At 62.7% G+C, this 20943-nt stretch carries 18 protein-coding genes; 14 read left to right on the top strand and 4 right to left on the bottom strand.

From position 1 onward, the window contains the following. Positions 1 to 5 precede the first annotated feature (5 nt). Together GYK42_RS08480 and GYK42_RS08475 are read right to left on the bottom strand one after the other, a co-directional pair. Positions 6 to 836 (bottom strand): transporter substrate-binding domain-containing protein, encoded by an 831-nt coding sequence (locus tag GYK42_RS08480; protein ID WP_166447118.1) that lies wholly within the window; start codon positions 834 to 836, stop codon positions 6 to 8. A gap of 231 nt (positions 837 to 1067) precedes the next feature. Continuing rightward, positions 1068 to 3182 carry a serine hydrolase domain-containing protein gene (locus GYK42_RS08475; RefSeq protein ID WP_166447117.1) on the bottom strand — a complete coding sequence of 705 codons (2115 nt, stop codon included), beginning with the start codon at positions 3180 to 3182 and terminating at the stop codon, positions 1068 to 1070. A 175-nt stretch (positions 3183 to 3357) separates the two neighbouring features. On the opposite strand from GYK42_RS08475, the gene GYK42_RS08470 reads away from it, so the two are divergent. Both GYK42_RS08470 and GYK42_RS08465 read left to right on the top strand, forming a co-directional pair. Beyond that, the gene (locus GYK42_RS08470; protein ID WP_166447116.1) at positions 3358 to 5019 is read left to right on the top strand and encodes a histidine kinase; all 1662 of its coding nucleotides are present in this window, start codon (positions 3358 to 3360) and stop codon (positions 5017 to 5019) included. Beyond that, the gene (locus tag GYK42_RS08465) at positions 5016 to 5705 is read left to right on the top strand and encodes a LytR/AlgR family response regulator transcription factor (protein ID WP_166447115.1); all 690 of its coding nucleotides are present in this window, start codon (positions 5016 to 5018) and stop codon (positions 5703 to 5705) included. Before GYK42_RS08470 ends, GYK42_RS08465 begins: the two co-directional genes overlap by 4 nt. Before the next feature lie 4 nt (positions 5706 to 5709). On the opposite strand, the gene GYK42_RS08460 is transcribed toward GYK42_RS08465, so the two are convergent. Beyond that, positions 5710 to 6582 carry a zinc-dependent peptidase gene (locus tag GYK42_RS08460; protein WP_166447114.1) on the bottom strand — a complete coding sequence of 291 codons (873 nt, stop codon included), beginning with the start codon at positions 6580 to 6582 and terminating at the stop codon, positions 5710 to 5712. Between the two features lie 265 nt (positions 6583 to 6847). Continuing rightward, positions 6848 to 7348 (bottom strand): winged helix-turn-helix domain-containing protein, encoded by a 501-nt coding sequence (locus GYK42_RS08455; RefSeq protein ID WP_223278908.1) that lies wholly within the window; start codon positions 7346 to 7348, stop codon positions 6848 to 6850. 466 nt (positions 7349 to 7814) lie between these two features. On the opposite strand from GYK42_RS08455, the gene GYK42_RS08450 reads away from it, so the two are divergent. The 12 genes from GYK42_RS08450 (at position 7815) to GYK42_RS08395 (ending at position 20941) form a co-directional block, all read left to right on the top strand. Next, the gene (locus GYK42_RS08450; RefSeq protein ID WP_166447113.1) at positions 7815 to 8051 is read left to right on the top strand and encodes a hypothetical protein; all 237 of its coding nucleotides are present in this window, start codon (positions 7815 to 7817) and stop codon (positions 8049 to 8051) included. 399 nt (positions 8052 to 8450) lie between these two features. Beyond that, entirely contained in the window at positions 8451 to 9452 is a 1002-nt protein-coding gene (locus tag GYK42_RS08445; protein WP_046682445.1) for an ABC transporter substrate-binding protein, read from the top strand. A gap of 27 nt (positions 9453 to 9479) precedes the next feature. Further along, a complete protein-coding gene (locus tag GYK42_RS08440) occupies positions 9480 to 10289 on the top strand; it encodes an ABC transporter permease (protein WP_370385376.1) in 810 nt (269 codons plus the stop codon). 11 nt (positions 10290 to 10300) lie between these two features. Next, positions 10301 to 11092 carry an ABC transporter ATP-binding protein gene (locus GYK42_RS08435; RefSeq protein ID WP_034786306.1) on the top strand — a complete coding sequence of 264 codons (792 nt, stop codon included), beginning with the start codon at positions 10301 to 10303 and terminating at the stop codon, positions 11090 to 11092. A gap of 101 nt (positions 11093 to 11193) precedes the next feature. After that, positions 11194 to 13083: a sensor histidine kinase gene (locus tag GYK42_RS08430; protein WP_166447112.1), complete on the top strand. Its 1890-nt coding sequence runs from the start codon at positions 11194 to 11196 to the stop codon at positions 13081 to 13083. Positions 13084 to 13086: 3 nt separating this feature from the next. After that, positions 13087 to 14433 carry a sigma-54-dependent transcriptional regulator gene (locus tag GYK42_RS08425; RefSeq protein WP_166447111.1) on the top strand — a complete coding sequence of 449 codons (1347 nt, stop codon included), beginning with the start codon at positions 13087 to 13089 and terminating at the stop codon, positions 14431 to 14433. 116 nt (positions 14434 to 14549) lie between these two features. After that, complete coding sequence (locus GYK42_RS08420) at positions 14550 to 15059, top strand: hypothetical protein (RefSeq protein WP_166447110.1); 510 nt, start codon at positions 14550 to 14552, stop codon at positions 15057 to 15059. A 27-nt stretch (positions 15060 to 15086) separates the two neighbouring features. After that, on the top strand, positions 15087 to 15599 hold the full coding sequence (locus GYK42_RS08415) for a hypothetical protein (RefSeq protein ID WP_166447109.1): 513 nt from the start codon (positions 15087 to 15089) through the stop codon (positions 15597 to 15599). A gap of 115 nt (positions 15600 to 15714) precedes the next feature. After that, positions 15715 to 16044, top strand: coding sequence for a hypothetical protein (locus GYK42_RS08410; protein WP_166447108.1), 330 nt, complete (start codon positions 15715 to 15717; stop codon positions 16042 to 16044). Positions 16045 to 16113: 69 nt separating this feature from the next. Then, positions 16114 to 16794, top strand: coding sequence for a hypothetical protein (locus GYK42_RS08405; RefSeq protein WP_166447107.1), 681 nt, complete (start codon positions 16114 to 16116; stop codon positions 16792 to 16794). A gap of 92 nt (positions 16795 to 16886) precedes the next feature. Then, entirely contained in the window at positions 16887 to 19205 is a 2319-nt protein-coding gene (locus GYK42_RS08400; RefSeq protein ID WP_166447106.1) for a T6SS effector phospholipase Tle3 domain-containing protein, read from the top strand. Further along, positions 19202 to 20941, top strand: a complete 1740-nt coding sequence (locus GYK42_RS08395; RefSeq protein ID WP_166447105.1) for a type VI lipase adapter Tla3 domain-containing protein — start codon at positions 19202 to 19204, stop codon at positions 20939 to 20941. The genes GYK42_RS08400 and GYK42_RS08395 overlap by 4 nt, the downstream gene beginning before the upstream one ends. Positions 20942 to 20943: the final 2 nt, after the last annotated feature.

The raw sequence follows: 20943 nt of genomic DNA, 5'->3' as shown, positions 1-20943 counted from the left end.
AAGGTTCAGGCGTCGACCTTGTCCGATTCAATCCTAAATGTGCGTTTCTGGAATTTCACATTGCTCGTCGGGCCATACCATTTGAAGAACAGCTTTTCCGCCTCGCCCGATTTCTCGAGCCCGCGCAGCACCTGATCGACGGCTGTTTTCACGCCCGTTTCGCCCTTGCGGATGCCGAAGGCAAACACTTCCTGGCTGATGTTTTGCGGCAGCACAATATAGTCTTTTTGCGCGGCGCCCAGCTTGGCGTAGTTGTTGAGCAGCGAGACTTCATCGTCGACATAGCCGGCGCCTTTTCCCTGCTGCAAACCCAGGTACGCCTGGCCCGCTGTCTCGAACGTCACCACATCCACGCCGGGCACGGCCTTGCGGATATTCGGCTCCTGCGTGCCCCCCTTGACGGTCAGCACTTTCTTGCCGGCCAGGCCAGCGACCGTCGTGATATTGCTGCTTTTTTTGACCAGCACGCGCTGGCCCGTGTAAAACGTGGACAGGGAAAAATCGATCAGCGCTTCACGCTCCTTGTTGTGCGTCAGGGACGCCGTCAGGATGTCGATGCGGCCCTGCTGCAATTCGGGAATGCGGGCGGCCACGGCCAGCTGCTTGATCACGGGTTTGACGCCAAGGCCCTGGGCGATGGCGCGGCACAAGTCCACTTCATAGCCGACCAGCTGGCGCGACCTGGCGTCGATGAAACTGTTCGGCTCGTCCGTGCCCAGGGTGCCGCAGACCAGCTCGCCCTTCGCCTTGATGCTGGCCAGCTGGTCCGCTTGCGCCACCTGGGTGAAGGCGATGGTGGTGAAAAGAAGCGCGGCGAAGTGAAGACGGGTCTGCATGGGATTCCTCTGGTGGATAACGAATGCCGCCATTAGACCGCGGCGCCCTTATTTCCAAAAAGGAATCTTTTCACCCATATTTATGCAGATTTCATCTAAGAACACCTATCAAACCTACTGCGCGTCGTAATTTGCGGTCTGCGATGCTCACTGTACCTTCGTACAGTTGCGCTTTTCAACCGCAACTTCCTTCCGCTCGCTACGGTTTTGTTAGGTGTTGTAAGGCATCACCTATGGCGCCAGCGCCCTCGCCTCTCCACCGAGGCGGATGATCGCCGCTTTGGCCCCCACGGCGCCCGGATAGCGGGGATCAAGCTGCAGCGCCTGGCGGTACGCCGCGACAGCCTGCGGGCGCAAGCCTTGCTCCACATAAAAATCGGCCAGGCTGTCGTGCAGATTCGCGTCGCGCGGATGCAGGCTGACGGCCGCCTGCAGCACCGCCATGCCTTGCGCCACGGCGCCGCTGCCTTTCAACCGATAGGCTTCCAGGTTCAGCGCCGCCGGACTGGCCGCACCGAGCGGATCGCGCTCCAGCGCCAGGCGCAGGGCAGCGAGGGCAGCTTCCGTCTTGCCGGCGCGCAGCAGGGTCAAGCCTTGCAGCGCGTGTGCGCGGTCGCTGAGCGGATACAGTTCCACGGCCAAACGGCTGGCCGCCAGCGCAGCCTCCGCCTCGCCGCGCGCGTCCGACGCTTGCGCCAATTCCTGCAGCTCGGGCACGAAATCGGGATAGGCGCGCTGGCCGCGGAAGGCCGCGCGCAGCTGGCCATCGAGTGCGGCGATGGAGGCGAGCGCGGCCGGCCAGGCGATGGCGGCCGTGCGGTCCCAGCTGCCAGCCAGGGTCACGATGGCTTGCTCGAAAACGGGATCGAAGCGAGGCAAGGCACCCGCCTTTGTGCCTTGCGACAACAGGACATAGTCGCGTGCAAACGCCAGCGCGCCGCCGCGCGCGTATTGATTCAGGTCGACGCCTGCCTCGCGCAGCTGCCTGGCCATGCTGGCGCCGGCCGTGAGAAACACGCGGCCGCCTGCGGGATGGCGGGCCGCGTCGATGTAGGCGCGCGCCGCCCTGGCATCGGGCGCCAGCGCTTGCCGGTTGATTTGCATAAAGGCTTCGCGCGTGGCGGCCGCATCGGCATACGGCTGATCCGTGCGCTCGACGTATGACCTGCCTTCCTCGAACAGGCCTTGCGCCACCTGGTACGCGCGCTGCGCGCCCGCATCGGCGATATACGTGTTCAGCTGCCACGGTTCGCCCGTGACCACCTCGAACAGGCGCTGCACGAACACCTCGGGATTGGCTCGCTCGAGGTTGGCGGCGACGGCAATGGTGAGCTTGCGCGATGGAAAACTGTACAGATAGGTGACGGTTTCCGGCTGCTGGCCGCTGTGGGCGATGGCGTAGCGCCCGCCCGTCGGGACGACTTCCCAGCCCATGCCATAGTCCGTCAAGCGGCCGGCGCGCGTGGCCATCGGCTGCACCATGGCGGCCACGCTGGCCGCCGACAGGATTTTGCCTTCATGCACGCCCCTGCCGAACGCCAGCATGTCGGGCACGCTGGCGCGCGTGCCGCCGGCGGAAAAGCGGCTGCTGATGTCGACGAATTCCGCATTTTTCCACTCCTTGCCGGCCAGCCGGTAGCCACGCACGCGATGGGCGATCACGGCGTCGGGGTCATCCATCACGATGGTGTCCATGCCCAGCGGCCCCCACACGTGGCGCCGCATGTAGCCGCCATAGCTTTCGCCCGAGGCACTCTCGATGACGGCGCCCAGCAAGTTGTAGCCATAGCTGGTGTAGCGGAAGCGCGTGCCCGGTTCGGCGATCAGGTCGAATTGCTCGAAGACGGCGATGGACTGGCGCGTATCCTTGTGCTCCTTGAAGTGCTTTTCCGCCTTGCTGTTGCGGTAGGCGTCGATACCGCCCAGGTGGCCCAGCAACTGGCGCACGGTCACGGGAAACGGTTTGACGGGGAAGTACGGCACATAGGTTTGCACGGGTGCATCCAGGTCGATCTTGCCCCGTTCGACCAGTTGCAGGATGGCCACCGCCGTCATGGGCTTGGTGACGGACGCCAGCCGGTAGCTGGACCGGGCCGTGGCCGGCACGCGGTTTTCCAGGTCCGCATAGCCATAGCCTTTGACCCATTCCACGTCCCCCTGGCTGAAACCGACGGTAACGCCCGGGATACGGGCCTTGTCCATGCGTTGCGCGACCCAGCCGTCGAAATCGGCCAGGCGCGCGGCCAGCGCAGCGGAAGGAGCGGATGAGGGAGCAGGAGCGGCTGGCGCCGCGCCGCAGAACAGCGCCAGCGCGCCGGCGAAACCGTAGTATTTGCTGCTTTGCATAATTAATATTCCATGGTGAGGGCCGTGTCCACAGCACGGCGCTGATGCATGGTAAGTGTCTTTTACACACCGTTGGCGAGCCGTGCACGAACTGCACGTGGCCCGCATGAATGGCACCGAAGTGGATGAAAATGTTGCAAAGGGGTAGCAACAGGGTAGCAAATGAGCAGCTACAATGCCCGCCATGCCCTCCGTCTTCCGCTACCTGCTGCTGTGCTGCCTGGCCTTGCCCTCTTTCGCCATGGGCATGGACAGGCTATCGCTGGCCGAAGGCTGGCGCGCCTGCGGCGCAACGCGCGCCACGCCCGCCGCCTCGCTGTACCAGCTGCTCAAGCCGGGCCAGCTGCTGTGCGTCGAGCGCGATGTCACCCTGGCCGCCACGCCCTCGTCGACGCAGCTGCTGGTGCTGTCGGCGCTGGCTTCCAGCGAAGTCTGGCTCGATGGCATATTGATCGGCAACAATGGCCAGCCGGCCCGCCAGGCCAGCGGTGAGCGCGCGGGCGACATCGATTTCGCCATCCACCTGAGGCCGCAGCAGTTGGCCATGGGCACGCACCACCTGCGCCTGCTGCTGTCGACGCAGCAGGCGCAGGTCCGCCTGGCGTCGCCATTGTATGCGCTGTACCTGGTCGACCGGCAAGACTACCGCGCGGCGCTGGCCTGGTACAGGCTGCCGCCACTGCTCCTGGCCGGGGCCTTGGGCGCCGTCGCCCTGCTGTTTCTCGCCTTGACGGCGCTGTACCAGCGGCAGCGGCACTGGGCCATGTTTGCCGCGCTATGCCTGGTGGCGGCGCTGCTGCTGGTGGTGGAACTCTGGCGCAGCGTTGCCGGCTATACCTATCCCATGCATTTGCCGCGCCTGTACGCCGTCAGCGCCCTGACCTGGCTGTTTTCCGCCCTGCTGCCCCTGTATTTTTATACGGCATACCGGCTGCCCCGCTGGCCGCTGGCGGCGGCCGTGCTGCTGGCGGCCAGCGCACTGGCCGGCGCACTGCCCGCGCATTTCGACTCGCGCTGCTGGTGGATGTTTTTGACGGGCCTGGCAGCGAGCCTGGCGCTCAATCTGGGCGCCCTCTGGCGCCGCTTGCCGGGCAGTCTCGGCGGCGCCTTGATCGCGCTGGCCTCGTGCGCCCTGTTCCTGCTGACGGGCAGCCAGTTTGCCGAAGGCGGCTTCGCCCTCGTCGTGTGCTTCTTGCTGCTGCCCCTGTGCGCGCAATTGCTGGCCCAGCTGCTGGGCGAGCGCAGCAAAGCGGCACGCGCCCAGCAGCTGGAAAACCAGCTCTTGCGCAAAAGCATGCAGCCGCATTTCCTGATGAATTCCCTGAGCCTGATCAGCGAACTCAACGCGCAATCGCCGCAGGCGGCCGAAACCTTCATCGAGGCACTGGGCGCCGAATTGCGCATGCTCAACGAATTCGCCCAGCAGCCCAGCATCGCCCTGACGCAGGAACTGGCCCTGTGCGAGAATTACCTGAGCATCATGGGCACGCGGCTGCAGCAGCCGTGCAGCCTGCAGCTCGATGGCGAGGCGGCGGGCATCACCGTGCCGCCCGCCACCTTGCTGACGGCGCTGGAAAATGCGTTCAGCCACAACCGCTACCGCCACGGCGCCCCCTTTATCCTGCGCATCGCACAACATGCGCAAACGCACGTACTCACCCTGATCCTGCCCGAAGGCGAGACACGCCCGCATGCGGGCGGCGGCGTGGGCGAACAGTACATCCGCGCCAGCCTGCACGCCGTGTTCGGCGATGCGGCCCGCTATCAGCGTGAATATGCCAGCGAACAGCAGCAGGCGGGCTGGCGCCTCACCTTTACCTTGCCGGCGGCGCCATGAATGTGTTGATACTGGAAGATGAACCGCTGATCGCGCAAGGCCTCGAACGCGAGGTGCGCGCGCATTTCGGCGCGCGCCTGACAGCGCTGGCGCTGCATGACAATGTCCCGCAAGCGCTGGCCGCCCTGGCCCAGGAACAGGTCGACTTGCTGCTGCTCGATCTGAACCTGCATGGCGCGGACGGCTATGACTTGCTGCGCCTGGCCCAGACAGCCCCGTTCCAGACCATCATCGTCTCGGCCCATGCGGAACGCTCGATCACCGCGTTCGAGTTTGGCGTGCTCGACTTCGTTGCCAAGCCTTTCAGCCACGAACGGCTGCACAAGGCGCTGCAACGCTATACGGGGCGGCACACGGAAGCGGCCTCGCTGGCCGTCAAGAAACGCGGTGCGCTGGAATGGATCGCCATGGCCGACATCGACCATGTGCAAGCCGATGGCCACTACAGCAATATCGTGCTGCGCAGCGGCGAACAGTGTTTTCATGACTTGCCTATCGACAAGCTCATGGCCCTGCTGCCGCCCCACTTCCTGCGCGTGCACCGCTCCTACATCGTCAACAGCCTGGGTTTCAAAAGGCTGCAGATCGCGGCGGGAGGCAAATACGCGCTCGACACGCAGACCAGCGCGGGCATACCCGTGTCGCGCAGCAGCTATCCCGCGCTGAAACGACGGCTGCTGGGCTGAACGCTTACCAGTGCGCTGCGTAGTTGGGAAACGGCGAGGCCATGTGTTCGGGCTCCACGGGCGGCGCCATCCAGTCGCGCGGGTCGACCTTGTAGTACTGCAAGAATTGCGCGTACAGTTCCTCGTGGTGCTCGGCCATCTGATATGGCTTTTCAAAGAAGGTTTCCGTGGCCACGGCAAAGAATTCGGCGGGATTCGTGGCGCCGTAATGGTCCATCACGCTGTGCTGCTGGTAGATGGCGTCGTGGCGCAGGTTGTCGAAGTCGCGCGACAGCACCGTGGCCCAGCTGCGGTAGCTCGACACGTTAGGCAAATATGGCGCGCCATTCGCGGCGCCCGATTCGCTGTCGAGCTGGTGGGCAAATTCATGCAGCACGACATTGTGGCCATCGGTCCAGTCGGCCGCACCGCGCTGCACGTGGTCCCAGGCCAGCACCACTCTGCCATCGCCCCAGGATTCGCCCAATAAACCATTGGCCGATGGCGTGACCACGCCGCCCGGTCCCACTTCATTGCGCGTAACGATGAATTCCGTGGGATACACGAGGATGGTGTCGAGTTCCGGATACACCTGCGTCTGGCGGTTCAGCAGCAGCAAGCAAGCCTGGCCGGCGATCGTGTAGCGCATCTCGTCCGTGATCTCCAGGCCGCCGCAACCGACGAATTTCTTCTGGTACAGAAATTGCACGACGAGACGGCGCAACTGCTCCTGCAGCGGGGCCGGCATGCGCGGATACACGGGAATATTCTTTTCCAGCACGGCCAGGCCTTCAGCCGGCAAGGGTTTCGCCAAGGCCCGCTTCAAGCGCCAGCGGGGAAACCACAGCGAAAACACGATGGCGGCCGTGACGAGGGCAATCCACAGAAGCGGATTCATGCGGCGGCCCGCTTCAGGATGAGGGCAATGGGGCAGGAAAACACGGCGTAGGCAGACAAGGACAGCTCCTTCAAGTGAACCCGCGCGTCGCGGGCAGCGGTCCAGCCCACATGGGGATGCTTGCAGTCTTTTCAATCAGGCTACATGAAACGGCATGCCCCAACGCCAAAAGCCGGGTTGCAACCCGGCTTTCGACATGCATCTGAGAATCAAAACCACAAGCATTCCGCCCGCCAGCCGCCAGGCGGCCGCTCAGACGCAGTTTTTACTCGGCCGACTTTTGCTGTGGCGCACCAAACAGCGCGGCGACGAGCGGATCGCGCGTCACGGGACCGCGGTTGACGCGGATGGCGTAATGCGTGTCATCGGCCAGGATGTGGAAGTGGCGGCCGCTGCCTGCCATGCTTTGCTCGCGCAAGCCTGGACGGTCCTTGCGCGGTGGCGCGCCTTCGCGTTTCGGCTGGACGATGGCGGCCAGGAAAGCGCGCACGCGCTCAGGATCTGGCGTCAGCTGGTACACTGCCTTGCCCAGGTAAGTGGCGGTGCCTTCGATGTAGCGGGCCAGTTCGATCACGCCCGCTTCGCGCAGGTCGCGGATATATTTGCGGGCGCCCGATGGCGAAAACTTGAGGAACCAGGCGATTTCGTCGGCCAGCATCTCGTGCAGCGACAATTCGCCGATCAGCTTTTGCATGTTTTCGATGCGGCGCAGGGTGGCCGACGTCGAACGCACGCGCTCGATCGGTGCCATGGAAATGGGATTCATGCGTTCCGGGGGGATCGGTGCTGCGCGTTCTACCATTTGCGAGCCTTTTTCGGGGCTACGAAGTTCCTGGTGCGCTGCCTTTAATTCGCTCTTCACGTGAGACTGAGTCATTGCATGCATTTGAATACTCCTTTTAAACGATTGCCGGTAGCCCGGATTGTTAAGTTCTTGGCAATTTTTATACCAGAACGCCACGAATCCTGAGCGTCTGGACACAGAATGCCATCCTGCTCCTCACTGGTCTGTGCGTTAACGAACATTAGAAGCAAGAAAGTGAAAAATATTGCCTTGCTGAATTATTTCTCTGGCGACATCCATAAAAGGCATCTACAACGCTGTGCCCCATTCGCGCACAAAGTGAAATAGCGAACAGAAGCGTCGGCATTCTTGCAATAAATTCAAGCTTCGCGCGCGGCACCCGCCGCCCGCATCGCGCCACTTCTTGATACTTTGCAAAGGAACCATCATGAACATGCCTAGTCTGCTGGCCGCCGCCGCCCTGATCACCTTGTCAGCCTGCAAAAAACCGGCCGAAGCCCCGCTGCCCGAAACGGCGCCCAACCCCGCTTCCGCGCCACAAGTAATGCCGCCGCCCGTCGCGCCAGCCACGCCGGAAACGGTGCCCGGCAGCACGACGCCGCCTGCGCCTCTGACCGATCCGGCCACCGCACCGGCCTTGCCACCCGCCACGACGCCAAAGTAAGCCTGGCAGACGTCGAGCCGATCCATCAGGCGCCCGCGCGGCGCCGCCCCTACTCCACGGGGGAGTTACGCGTTGCCAGCCTGTTTGCAACGCGTTTTTTTACGATTGGAGTCGGCCACGCCATGAAGGTTCAACGGCATGTAAGCGCGCAAGCCGATGCCGAACCCGCCCGCCAAAATGCGGCAATCCGCACAATCTTTCCCCTCGCCGTGCGGAAAGGCGGAATCTCGCCATTTCCCATTTTCAATAGATTCAAATTAAACCTTTATAAACAATCACTTGCAATAAACGTCAAAATGCGCTCCACTGGCACGGAAGATGCTTTTATATTTTCATAGCCGTCATCAGAGCGGCGGCCTCACCCAATATAAAAACCATCTACCTTTTGGAGACAACAGCATGGCACGCACCTTCCGCATCTCGTCCTTCCTCAACACCAAGGCACTGGCCGTCGCCGTCGCCCTGGCCGCGCAATTTCCGCTGGCCGTCCACGCGGCCGATACCGTACGCCTGGGCAACCTGAAATTCGCCCATTACGGCGCCGTCGCCTACATGAAGGAAATCGCCCCGAAATACGATCTGAAGATCGAAGAGCGCATCTTCGCCAAGGGCCTCGACATCGTGCCAGCCATGATCGCCGGCGAAATCGACGTGTCCGCCAGCGCGCTGGAAGCGGCCATCACGGGCCGCGCCACGGGCTTGCCCGTGTACCTGGTGGGCGGCTTTGCCAAGGGCGGCGTGCAGATCGTCGGACGTCCCGACCTGAACATCAAGGGCATCGCCGACCTGAAAGGCAAGAAAGTCGGCGTCACGCGCGGCGGCCCGCAGGAAATCCTGCTGTTTGCCGAGCTGACCAAGGCCAAGCTGACCTGGTCCGACAAGCCGGGCAAGGACGTGCAGATCCTGTACATGGGCTACCCCGACTTGAACCAGGCGCTGCTGACCAAGGATATCGACGTCATGAGCCAGTCCGAGCCGTACTCGACCCAGGCCATCCACAAGAAATACGGCGCGGCCATCATCAAGCCCTACGACACGCCGCTGGGCGAGCCCGTGCGCGCGCTCGTGATGACGGAAAAAATGTACAAGGAAAAGCCGGCCGTGGCCCAGCGCTTCATGGATTGCTTCGTCGCCGCCACGCGGGCATTTTTGGCCGACCCGAAACTGGCGGAAAAATACGTGCGCGAATCGATGTTCAAGAACCAGATCACCTCCGACGATTACCGCGACGCCATCGACAACGCCATCTTCACGGAAGACATCACGCAAAGCCACGTGCAGCTGACCACCGACTACATGGTGAAATTCGGCGTGGGCCGCATGGCCAAAGCGCCTGCCGCCCAGGATTGGGTCAAGCTCGATCTGCTGGAAAAAGCCAAGAAATCCTACGCGCCTCGCTAATCTGAAAGTGTCACGATGAATATTCAAATGATGAAACGCTTCGCGCACGGCGCCGCCGTGCCCGTCGCCGTGCTGCTGTTGTGGCAAGCCATGTCGACGTTCGGCTGGATCAACCCACAGATCCTGCCCTCGCCCGTCGCCGTGGTCGTGAAATGGTATGAATACCTGATCCCCATGGAAGCGTACACGCCCGAAGCGGGCAATTACCTGGTGTGGATGTTCTCCGGCGAATTGCCGCACGACGCCTGGGCCAGCCTGTCGCGCGTGCTGGGCGGCTTTGCCATCGGCGCCGGCCTGGCCTTGCCGCTGGGCTTGCTGATGGGCACCAACAAGACCATCTACAAACTGTTCGACCCGCTGGTGCAGGTGCTGCGCCCGATTCCGCCGATCGCCTACATTCCGCTGGCGATCCTGTGGTTCGGCCTGGGCAACCCGCCCGCCTTCTTCCTGATCAGCATCGGCTCCTTCTTCCCCGTGCTGATGAATACCATCGCCGGCGTGCGCCAGGTCGACGGCATCTACATCCGCGCCGCGCGCAACCTGGGCGCCAGCCAGATGACGATGTTCCGCCGCGTCATCCTGCCGGCCGCCACGCCGTATATTTTGGCCGGCGCGCGCATCGGCATGGGCACGGCCTTCATCGTCGTGATCGTGGCGGAGATGATCGCCGTCAACAGCGGTCTCGGCTTCCGCATCCTGGAAGCGCGCGAGTACTTCTGGTCCGACAAGATTATCGCCGGCATGTTTACCATCGGCCTGTTCGGCCTGGCCATCGATATCGCCATGAATGCCCTGAATAATCATTTGCTGCAGTGGCACCGCGGCCTGGAACACTGAGAGGAACGGCCATGACCACGATCAATATCAATGCAGTCAATAAAATCTTCACCACGGGCGGCGCGGACGTCATCGCCCTGAAAGACATCAACCTGGAAATCGCCAGCGGCGAGTTCATCTGCCTGCTGGGACCATCCGGCTGCGGCAAGTCGACCCTGCTGAACGCCATCGCCGGCTTCTCGCAGCCAACGTCCGGCCAGATCCTGGCTGGCGGCAAGCTGATCACCGAGCCCGGTCCCGACCGCGGCATGGTGTTCCAGGAATACGCGCTGTTTCCCTGGATGACCATCGAGAGCAATATCGCCTTCGGCCTGGAAATCGCCGGCAAGACGCCTGCCGAGATCAAGGAACGGGTCGACATGCTGCTGAGCATGCTGGGTTTGACGGAATTCCGTGCCCGCTACCCGAAAGACTTGTCTGGCGGCATGCGCCAGCGCGTGGCAATCGCCCGCGTGCTGGCCCTCGATTCGCCGATCATGCTGATGGATGAACCGTTCGGCGCGCTGGACGCCTTGACGCGGCGCAACCTGCAAGATGAGTTGCTGAAAATCTGGAAAGTCTTCGGCACCACCATCGTGTTCGTCACGCACTCGATCGAGGAATCGATCTACCTGGCCGACCGCACCATCGTCATGACCTACCGTCCCGGCACCATCAAGCGCGACGTGGCCATCGACCTGCCCCGCCCGCGCGACCCGAGCGACCCCGAGTTCAACCGCCTCAAGCGCATGCTGGGCGAGATGGTGATGGAAGAGCAGCAAAGGCACCATAATGCGGAAACGATGGCGAGCACGGCTGATTAAATAATGGGGTCAGTCGTTTCGCGATCGGGACGTGCCCCATTGGGGCGCATCCCCCCGCCGGGTCTGACCCCAGATTGCCACAAACAAACACACGGAGCACCATGGCATCCGGCAAATGGCCCCTGAGACAGCTACTCGCCCCCCTGCTGGCCGTGGGGTCGCTGGCCGTGCTGACGTGGGCGTCGTATGCCTGGGTCAAGCAGCGCCAGCTCGACGAATTGCACCGCACCTTGGATTCGCGCGCGGAACTGTATGCGGCGTCCATCGGCGGCGCCCTTAACAAGTACGAATTCCTGCCACTGGCCGTGGCCCAGAGCGATGCGGTGGCGCAATTGCTGGAGCAGCCCAGCGCAGTTAAAGTCACGCAGATCAACGCCTACCTGGTCGACATGAACCGCCGCGCGGGCGCCTTTGCCGTCTACGTGCTCGACGACAAGGGCACGACCCTGGCGTCGAGCAACTGGCAAGACCGCAGCTCGTACGTGGGCGTCAACTACGGCTTCCGTCCCTATTTCAAGAACGCGATCGCAGGCGGCATCGGCCGCTTCTACGGCATCGGCTTTTCCACCTTCGAGGCCGGCTATTTCATTTCGCAGCCCGTGCAGCGCGACGGGCGCATCATCGGCATCGTCGCCGCCAAGGTCAACCTGGACTGGATCGAGCAATCGTGGCGCACGCCCGGCGCGGGCGAACAGATCTGGGTCAAGGATGCGAATGGCGTGATCATCCTGGCCACCGCCCCCGCCTTCAAATTCAAGACCCTGGCCCCGCTGTCGGTGGACGCCAAGAAAGACATCAGCGAACAGCGCCAGTTCCTGCAAGAGAATCTGCCCATCCTGCCGCACCGCGTCAGCCGCCAGTTCGCCGACGGCGCCAGCGTGATGACACTGGAACGTCCGCAGACGAGTGACACCCCCGCCCTGTCCGGCAGCGCCGACTACTTGGCCGTGAACCGTGCGCTGGGCCCGCTGCAATGGCAGATCACGGTGCTGGCCGAGCTCGACCAGGTGAATGAGGCGGCGCGCAACGCGGCCATCGCCGCCGCGCTGGGCTGGGCCTTGCTGCTGCTGGCCCTGATGTATGCGCGCCAGCGCCGGCGCCGCATCGCCGACAAGCTCAACGCGCAACAAACCCTGGCGCGCGCGTATGAACAGCTGGAAATCAAGGTCGAGCAGCGCACGGCCGACCTGGTCCACGCGAATGGCCGCCTGCAAGCCGAGGTGGCCGAGCGCGAACGGGCCGAGCAAACCTTGCGCTATGCCCAGGCGGAACTGGTGCAAAGCGGCAAGCTGGCGGCCATCGGCCAGATGGCGGCCGGCGTCACGCACGAGCTGAACCAGCCGCTGGCCGCCCTGCAAACGTTTTCCGACAATGCCAAGGTGTTTCTGGCGCGGGGCCAGATCGACGATGCGCTCGACAACCTGTCGACCATTTCCGACCTCGTCAAGCGCCTCGGCTATGTGACCTCGCAACTGAAAGGCTTTGCGCGGCGCAGCGACGATGCGCGCAAACCCGTCAGCGTGCGCCAGGCGTTTGCGCAAACCATGCTGCAAATCCGCACGCGCAAGAACTCGCAGCGTTTGACCCTGCATGAAAGCTGGCTGGAGGAAGACATCATCGTGCTGTGCAACGCCATCGGCCTGGAACAGGTGTTTACCAATCTGATCACGAACGCCATGGATGCCGTGCCGGAAAACGAGCCCGTGCAAATCTGGTTCCAGGTGCGCCGCGAAGGCGAGCTCGCCGTGCTGCATATCACCGATAATGGCCCCGGCATCCCGCTGGCTTCGCTCGACAAGATCTTCGACCCCTTCTATACAACCAAGGAACACGGGCTGGGCTTGGGATTGTCGATCAGCGCAGGCATACTGCGGGCGGCCGGCAGCGCCCTGGCCGTGCGCAACCGCAGCGCGCAGGAAGGGGGCGGCGCGCAATTTACCATCACCCTGAGCTGCGCCTCGGGGGAGAATAAGATAGAGACGAAGGAATAGGGTATGCACGAGAATAATTTTGAAGGCATGCAAGTGCTGCTGGTGGAAGACGATGCCGTCGTGCGCAAGGGCGCCCGGCAATCGCTGGAACTGGCGGGCTTGCAAGTGACGGCCGTCGCCACGGCCGAGGAAGCGCTGCCCTATCTGGTGCCCGAATTTGCGGGCATTTTATTGAGCGACATCAAGCTGCCCGGCATGGATGGCTTGAAACTGCTCGATATCGCCGTGGCGCAGGACGCCAGCCTGCCCGTCATCCTCGTCACGGGACACGGCGACGTGTCGATGGCCGTGGGCGCCATGCGCCGTGGCGCCTACGATTTCATCGAAAAACCGTTTTCCGCCGACTTGCTGGTGGAAGTGTGCCGCCGCGCGCTCGACAAGCGCCACCTGGTGCTGGAAAACATGAACTTGCGCCGCCAGCTCGAGCAGCGGGTCGGCATCGAAGCGCGCATCGTGGGCCGCAGCGCGGCCATGGCCAAGGTACGCCAGCTGGTGCTGAACCTGGCGCCGAAATCGGCCGACATCATCATCCTCGGCGAAACGGGGACAGGCAAAGAACTGATCGCCCGCTGCCTGCACGACTTCAGCGAGCGGCGCGACCACCCGTTCGTCGCGATCAATTGCGGCGCCCTGCCCGAATCGATCTTCGAATCGGAACTGTTCGGCCACGAGGAAGGCGCGTTTACGGGCGCGCAGCGCCAGCGCATCGGCAAGATCGAGTACGCGAACGGCGGCACCCTGTTCCTCGATGAAATCGAAAGCATGCCGCTGGCCCTGCAAGTGAAACTGCTGCGGGTGCTGCAGGAGCGGCAGGTCGAGCGCCTAGGCTCGAACAAATTGATATCCGTGAATTTCCGCGTCATCGCCGCCGCCAAGGAAGATTTGAATGTGCTGGCGGAACAGGGGAAATTCCGGCCCGACCTGTATTACCGCCTGAACGTGGCCAGCCTGACCCTGCCCGCCCTGCGCAACCGGCGCGAGGATATCCCCCTGCTGTTCGAGTTCTTCGTGCTGCAGGCAGCCCTGCGCTACGGCCAGCCGGCCGCCCTCGTCAGCGGCGAGCTGATCGCATCCCTGATGGCGCAGCGCTGGGCCGGCAATGTGCGCGAGCTGCACAACGTGGCCGACCGCTTCGTGCTGGGCCTGCTCGACGACACCCTGAGCCCGGCCGGCTGCCGCGAAGCGTCGCTGGCCGAGCAAGTCGACACGTTCGAAATTTCCATCATCGAGGAAGCCTTGCGCCGCCACAACGGCAACGTCATCGAGGCGGCCGCCAGCTTGAATATTCCCAAGAAAACCCTGTACGACAAGCTCAAGCGTTTCGACATTTCAACCGAGCAGTTCCGCTGACGCCTGCGCCACGGCCAGCCATGCACCCACAGCAGCAGGCGGCGCGCTCCTACTTGCAGCCCTGCCCGCGCGTGCCAGAATCGGTACTCCACTTCATGCCACGAGAAGGAGTTCCCATGAAACCATCCGCATTGATGCTGGCCATCCTGCTGTTCGGTAGTGCAAGCGCCCTGGCACAGGCGCAATCGACGGGCACTGGCAATACCACAGGCAACACCGGCAACACGGGCACGGCGACACAGCAAGATACGCAGCAAAATACGCGACAGGACGACACCACGCCGCGCAAGCATGACAAGAAGCAGAAGCAGAAATCCGGCAAGTCGCGCAATCACGATACGGGACAATCGACCAGCGCGGGACAGTCCACCAGCGGCAGCAACTCGGGCGGCGGCGCCCCGGGCAGCGCCGGCCAGTCCGCAGGCAACGCCGCGCGCAGCGGTACGCAAAACATGAATGGCAATACGGGCGGTACAGGCACGTCGGGAACTTCGGGCACGTCAGGGACATCGGGGACTTCCGGCAATACCAGCACCTCTGGCACGTCGGGTAACACTGGCAACACTGGTAACTCCGGCACCACGGGCAACACGGGCGTGGTGCCGCCGCGCCAGCCCGGCCGCTAAGCCCCGGCAACGCGGCACGGGATAGCCATGACGGCGCTGCAGGCCGCGTTGCTGCTGCACGGCCTGCTGGGCGGGACAGACGTCATCCTCAACCACGAGCTGCTCGCGCGGCTGCCGTCGCGCCCAGGCGCGGCCGCCGAGCAGCGCCTGCACAGCGCCCGCGAAGTCATCTTCGGCCTGCTGTTTCCCTCGCTGGGCCTGTTCAGCTGGCATGGCTGGCTGGCGTGGTGGCCCGTGGCATTGCTGCTTGCGGAGATACTGGTCTCGCTGCGCGACACCGTGGTCGAAGGCGACACGCGCCGCTTGCCCGTGCCCGAACGTATCTTGCACGTCCTGCTCTTCATCAACCTGGGCGTGATCGCCACCTTGCTGCTGCAAGCACTGCCCAGCTGGCTGGTCCTGCCGACGGCCATGCAAGCCCTGCCGCCCGGCGGACCCGGCCAGTGGCTGGCCGCCATGGGCGCCGTCTCGCTGGCATGGTCCGTGCGCGATGGCCTGAGCGCCCGGCGCCTGCGCTTGCGTGCGGCCCAACAAGCGTGAACACTGGCAATATACTCACACGCGCATGCGGCATATTCCTACTTGGATACGACGGCACGCATGTGACAATCCAGTCTCGACAGCAACTCCCTACTTTCCATACAGGACACGCACCATGAAAACTCCCGCTCTCTTGCTGGCCGCCACCCTGATGACCGTTGGCGGCGCCTGGGTGCAAGCCCAGTCGACGACGAATCTGAACCAAACGGGCAACCACACCAACAACGCCAAGGACCCCGGCCAGCAGTCGGATGCCTCCGACAAGCTCGATAACAAAGGCAAGCTGGTCCACGACGGCAAGACCAGCAAAACCCGCATGGACAAGCGCACGCGGCGCGGCAAACCGACGGCCAATCATGGGGACAAACCGCGCAGCGGCAAACCCACCGAGCCGCCAGCGTCCACACCTGCGGTGCCCAGCATCCCCATCGCCCCCGTGAAATAGCATCAGCGCTGCGCCACGTTGCTTCCAGACACGCTATCATCACGCCTTTACAAGATAGCCAGGAAGACAATGAAAGCAGCATGGTTCGGGATGGTGGCGGCAAGCGTTTTGACGGCAGCGAGCGTACAGGCGGCGCCCACGGTGGGCGAGTGCATGGAACTGACGACGGGCATCAAGTTCAGCAAGAACAATGGCGACGCGCAAGTCAACGTCGAGGAAACCTTCGAGGGCAAGAAACAAAAGGGCACGCAGCTGATCCTCGATGGCGGCGTGCTGCTGGCCACGTCCTACCAGGACATCCGCGATGGCCAGGTATTCTTGACAGGCAACGTCCATTACAATGAAGACGGCAGCGTGCGCAGCAAGAACGTCTACACGCCGCAGTCCGCCATCCCCGCCAACATGCGCCCCGGCCAGGAAGTGCGCGTGCAATTTTCGGACACGCAAACGAGCACCCACTACCCGCTGGCGGGCCTGTCCGACAAGATCACCACCTCGACGCGCACGGACGAGCGCAATTTCTCGATCACCTTCCTGGGCTGGGAACGCCTGGAACTGGGCGGGCGCCGCTTCCCCGACGCCTGCAAGTTCGAACTGCATGACGTCGGCGGCAAAAGCAAAGGCAAAAGCGGCGAATACGTGTGGTACGCGCAAGGTTTCGGCGTGATCATGACGGACAAGCTGGACCAGCATGGCGACGTGCAGCCCGCGTATCGCATCGCGCTGACGAAGATCCTCAGCGCGCCATAAGACGGCCTTCTTTCCAGCAATGCTTGCGTAAACGCAATTAATCCGCAGTCCCGCTCCTCTACACTGAACTGTCTGGTCAGCATGGAGCGGCGATGGCGTATCCCAAACTTCCCTACACCAGCGGCAAGAGTACCGCCCTGCTCCATTGCGGCCGCCTCAACGACGCCATCGTGCGCATCCGCCCTGAACTGCCCGGCAACGTCATCATCATTCATGGCGTTAACGACGTCGGTACCAGCTTTGGCGCCGTGGAAAAAGGACTCTGCCAGGGACTCGATGCGCGCATGTATGGCGGCGGCCACGTGTTCACCCCGGCCACCTACCGCCTGCCGCAGGAGGTCGACAAGCGTGAAATCATAGCCGATCCGGACGATGTGTATTTCAAGCGCCAGCCTGATGAAACGACGTACAGCCCGGTTATCCCGTTTTACTGGGGCTTTCGCGAACGCAGCAACTCCAGCAAAGTGGTCAACGGCCAGAACACTGACCGCTACGGCAACCGCCTGGACAAGGATATGTCGAAGAACGGCGGCCCCTTCGGCAATGCCACCAATACCCTGCCCGACATGTGGAACAAGGGATTATTCTCGCCCTACGATGTGGGCGGCGACGCCGTGCGCCCGCTGATGACGGCGCCGGGCCGCATGTACATGGTGCTGGCGGCCAAGCGCCTGGCAGCGCTGATTGCCATGATCCGCGACTACGACAGCAACGACGTGGTCTCCATCGTCGCGCACAGCCAGGGCTGCTTGATCTCGCTGCTGGCACAAGCCTTCCTGCTTGACGAAGGCAAGCGGCCCGCCGACACGCTGATTCTCACGCATCCCCCCTACAGCCTGGTGGAAGACACGACCATGTTTTTTGGTGCGGCGGAATCGAGCCGCATCTTCGGCGGCGGCAGGGACGCGGCAATGGAAAGCCAGTACGACGCCATCGACAACCGCCAGACCCTGCATGCACGCCTGCAAACCCTGGCGCAGATCGTGCAGGGCGTAGTGGCAAAAAAGCACGCCACACCCGCCTTTGCGCACATCAAGGATCACGCCGTCTGCCATGGCATGGCGGGGGCGGCATGGCGCGCGGAAGCGGACCGCGACAACCGGGGCAAGGTCTACCTGTACTTTTGCCCCGAAGATATGACGGTGGCACTGGATAATATGCAGGGCATCGGCTGGCAGGGCATACCCGACCACATCGACGGTCATGGCCTGTCCAAAACCAAGGGCAAGACGGACAAAAGCATCTGGGGTGATGGCCCCACCTGCTGGGACAAGGAATCCCAGCACCGCCAGCCGCTGGTGGAACTGGGCAAAGGGTTTTACCAGCGAGTGTTTACGATCAAACAGCGCCTTGACGCGGCTGGCAAGAACAACGGCCCGGTGCTGGTGGGCTTGCCGCCGCACGACTTCGCCCTGCGCCTGGAAAGCGAGGACGACCATGCCCACGTGGCCGGTGCCAACCGGGGCCACCGTGGCAACCATGACGAGGCACAATGGCCGCCCGTCAAACCCGGCAAATGGAATATCTTTTCCACGGAAGCGGGTCAGCGCGAAGGCTTGCGCACGATCAATGGCGAAGCGCTGCGCGTGCCCATGAAAGCCGTACTGGACGGCGGCGAAGTCAAACCCGGGCAGTTTCCGAGGGATTCCGACCAGGCCAAGCTGCCGCGCGGCCAGCAGGGACCGTGCGAAGAAGTCGATCCGATCGACGCGGCCATCGCGGTGACCAGCAAGAAAGGTTTGCGGATGCGCAAGCAGGAAATCATCGCCGACCCACGCCCCTTGCAGCACCGCATCCCCGAATACGCCGCCGGCATGTTCGGCTCGGGCCAGCGCGATCAGGTGGAAAAGGCCTTGAACCTGGGCAAGGAAGCGGGCGACCAATGCAAAATCGACCGCGTCTCCCGCCATCCGGGTGGCGGCGACAAGCTGCTTGTCAACCGCGAAGAAACCCCGAACGAGGCGCGCAAGCGCTGGCAGAACGAGGTCAGCCCCAAATCCTTCCATGGCGCCATCATCGGCAACGCGGAAAACCACCGCAACGTGACGGCATATGACGTGGCCATCGGTGGCGGCAAGGCGAGCAGCGACCCGCAGTTTTACCGGTATTTGTGTGCGGTGGCGGATTGGCGGTTGCAAAACGACATGAAAATACCTGAACGCTCATCGATATTGCGATGGGATGCTTTCATGGAGGACTTTTCCATCTATTGGGCCGCCGAGCCAGTAGCACGTAAGCAACTCATAGAAGGAAACGCAAACTATTACAGTTCGGGGCAGCTACCAGCCTGCGTCCCAGCCCTGCAAGCCGGCCTGCCCTCCACCGTCGTGTGTGAACTAGTCAACGGCAGACGCACCACGTCTGTCGTCACGCCGGTCGTTCATAAAGCCAGCGATGACATCCCAAAATGAAAAACTTGCTTCTACGCTTCAAGTATCCACTTGGCGCTGGCCTTGGTGCACTGGCACTGCTACTGCTTGGGTCTTTATTGATCATCCAATCACATTCCTTACTGGAGCGCACGATGAGCAGCAAAATATGGCAGCACCTGCAATGGCTCTTGCTCATCCCACCCATTGTAGCTGCCACATTGCTCGGTTCTCGCTGGCTGCATTCGTCCAAGCCTGTGGCCGTCGCAAAGCTGCAAGTACAGCAGGCGACACCCAACGAGCAGGACAAACGCGAGTATGTCTTGGAAGTGATCGGCCTCGGCGTCACGCTGGACAAATACCGACAGGGCAATTTATGGGACGCACTGCAAAAGGGAAATGCATATGCCAGTATCCGCGAGCAGGATAGTCAAAAATATCCTTGGAATTCGAGAGAAAGATCTGGAATATCGGGCAGCCGTGGGGGCGATGCGCTGGAAAATGGCGCGAAGTACATTCCTATGTATTTCGGTGTACCCGTGTTTAATGCTGAGTCACAGATCTACAACTCACGCATGCTGGACAGGCCCGACTCGCCGACAATAGGCTTGGCCGCAGGTGCCGCACCTTCTGGTCTGCACTGGCATCTGTTTGTCGCCGGCCCTCGTCGCTTCAGCGAAAACCCGGACCGTATCTTGGGAGATGTATTCGCCTTTTTCGATGCCCATCCCGACGTGCCCTACATCGTGCTCAATTCCGAAGACAGCATGCCCACGCGCAATTTGTATCGGCCCGACGGATCTCCCCGACTCATAAAGGACGGCCGCTACATCCCCGAAATGCCTGACGCCTCCGCCCTCTTCGTGCTGGCGCGGCGCGAGCGCATTGAGGCCGTACGGAAGTTCGCCTACGATGACGCGCCGCCCGAAGACAGCGTCGATGACTTGAATACCTACGGTGTGGCGCGGCGCCTGTATCTGGCGTATGACGAATTGATGCGGGCCGTGCCGCACCCGCGCAAGAAGGAAGACCCGACGGCCTTCACCCAGCGCCAGCCCTCAATCGCAGAATGGCTGCCCGTCGCCGCGCAATTCGCGCAGCGCCCCGACATCCGTGATACGGGCAGTTTCAGCATGGTCGACAGGCTCAAGCACAAAACGTATCACCCGCCAAAAGACTGGCAACCCACGCCCTGGTTTCCCTTGCCCTTCAACAAGGAGCAGTTGGCCCAGCTGGACCGCCTGCCCACCTTCGGCTTCATCCACCGGCCTACCTTCGTCAAGATGACAGATGAGCACGGCAAACCGCTCGTGCGGCGCGACCAGCGCGAACAAGCCTTGCAGGCAGGCTGGCGGCAAGCCTTGCACAGCTTGCCGGAAGCCGAGCGTCCCGCCGCGCCGGCGCGCCTGGTCGCCGCCACCGGTGGCAATCAGGCGCAGCTGCTTGCATTGCACAAGACCTTGCTGAAACATGCGGAAGATGGCGGCACGGAACTCGACAGCGGCAACACGGCGCAATGGATAGACACGGATCAACGCCTGGGCAACACTGGGGCAGCCACGCTGTTCGTGCAGATGGCCATAGCCGTGATGGGCAGCTACCGCGATGGCGGCGTCAGCGCCGTGGTGAACCTGCGCAATCCGGACGAAGCAAGCATCGTGCTGGTCAGCCCGCCATCGGACGAAAAACGCCGCACGCAAAAGCATCCGCACGGCGGAGATGTGCTGCGGCATTACGCCACGCCAGCCATCGACCCGGCAAATTATCCGTCGAACTGATC

It is taken from the genome of Janthinobacterium lividum (genome assembly GCF_011601275.1).
Lineage (GTDB): Bacteria > Pseudomonadota > Gammaproteobacteria > Burkholderiales > Burkholderiaceae_D > Janthinobacterium > Janthinobacterium lividum_E.
Note: the sequence above shows the minus strand (reverse complement) of the source record. Positions and strands in the feature narration are given on the sequence as shown.

Coding starts and splice junctions, on each gene's coding strand:
- GYK42_RS08465 (WP_166447115.1), top strand. CDS start 5,016: ATGAATGTGTTGATACTGGAAGATGAACCGCTGATCGCGCAAGGCCTC.
- GYK42_RS08400 (WP_166447106.1), top strand. CDS start 16,887: ATGGCGTATCCCAAACTTCCCTACACCAGCGGCAAGAGTACCGCCCTG.
- GYK42_RS08470 (WP_166447116.1), top strand. CDS start 3,358: ATGCCCGCCATGCCCTCCGTCTTCCGCTACCTGCTGCTGTGCTGCCTG.
- GYK42_RS08440 (WP_370385376.1), top strand. CDS start 9,480: ATGATGAAACGCTTCGCGCACGGCGCCGCCGTGCCCGTCGCCGTGCTG.
- GYK42_RS08415 (WP_166447109.1), top strand. CDS start 15,087: ATGACGGCGCTGCAGGCCGCGTTGCTGCTGCACGGCCTGCTGGGCGGG.
- GYK42_RS08405 (WP_166447107.1), top strand. CDS start 16,114: ATGAAAGCAGCATGGTTCGGGATGGTGGCGGCAAGCGTTTTGACGGCA.
- GYK42_RS08430 (WP_166447112.1), top strand. CDS start 11,194: ATGGCATCCGGCAAATGGCCCCTGAGACAGCTACTCGCCCCCCTGCTG.
- GYK42_RS08480 (WP_166447118.1), bottom strand. CDS start 836: ATGCAGACCCGTCTTCACTTCGCCGCGCTTCTTTTCACCACCATCGCC.
- GYK42_RS08475 (WP_166447117.1), bottom strand. CDS start 3,182: ATGCAAAGCAGCAAATACTACGGTTTCGCCGGCGCGCTGGCGCTGTTC.
- GYK42_RS08450 (WP_166447113.1), top strand. CDS start 7,815: ATGAACATGCCTAGTCTGCTGGCCGCCGCCGCCCTGATCACCTTGTCA.
- GYK42_RS08445 (WP_046682445.1), top strand. CDS start 8,451: ATGGCACGCACCTTCCGCATCTCGTCCTTCCTCAACACCAAGGCACTG.
- GYK42_RS08425 (WP_166447111.1), top strand. CDS start 13,087: ATGCACGAGAATAATTTTGAAGGCATGCAAGTGCTGCTGGTGGAAGAC.
- GYK42_RS08435 (WP_034786306.1), top strand. CDS start 10,301: ATGACCACGATCAATATCAATGCAGTCAATAAAATCTTCACCACGGGC.
- GYK42_RS08420 (WP_166447110.1), top strand. CDS start 14,550: ATGAAACCATCCGCATTGATGCTGGCCATCCTGCTGTTCGGTAGTGCA.
- GYK42_RS08460 (WP_166447114.1), bottom strand. CDS start 6,582: ATGAATCCGCTTCTGTGGATTGCCCTCGTCACGGCCGCCATCGTGTTT.
- GYK42_RS08455 (WP_223278908.1), bottom strand. CDS start 7,348: ATGAATCCCATTTCCATGGCACCGATCGAGCGCGTGCGTTCGACGTCG.
- GYK42_RS08410 (WP_166447108.1), top strand. CDS start 15,715: ATGAAAACTCCCGCTCTCTTGCTGGCCGCCACCCTGATGACCGTTGGC.
- GYK42_RS08395 (WP_166447105.1), top strand. CDS start 19,202: ATGAAAAACTTGCTTCTACGCTTCAAGTATCCACTTGGCGCTGGCCTT.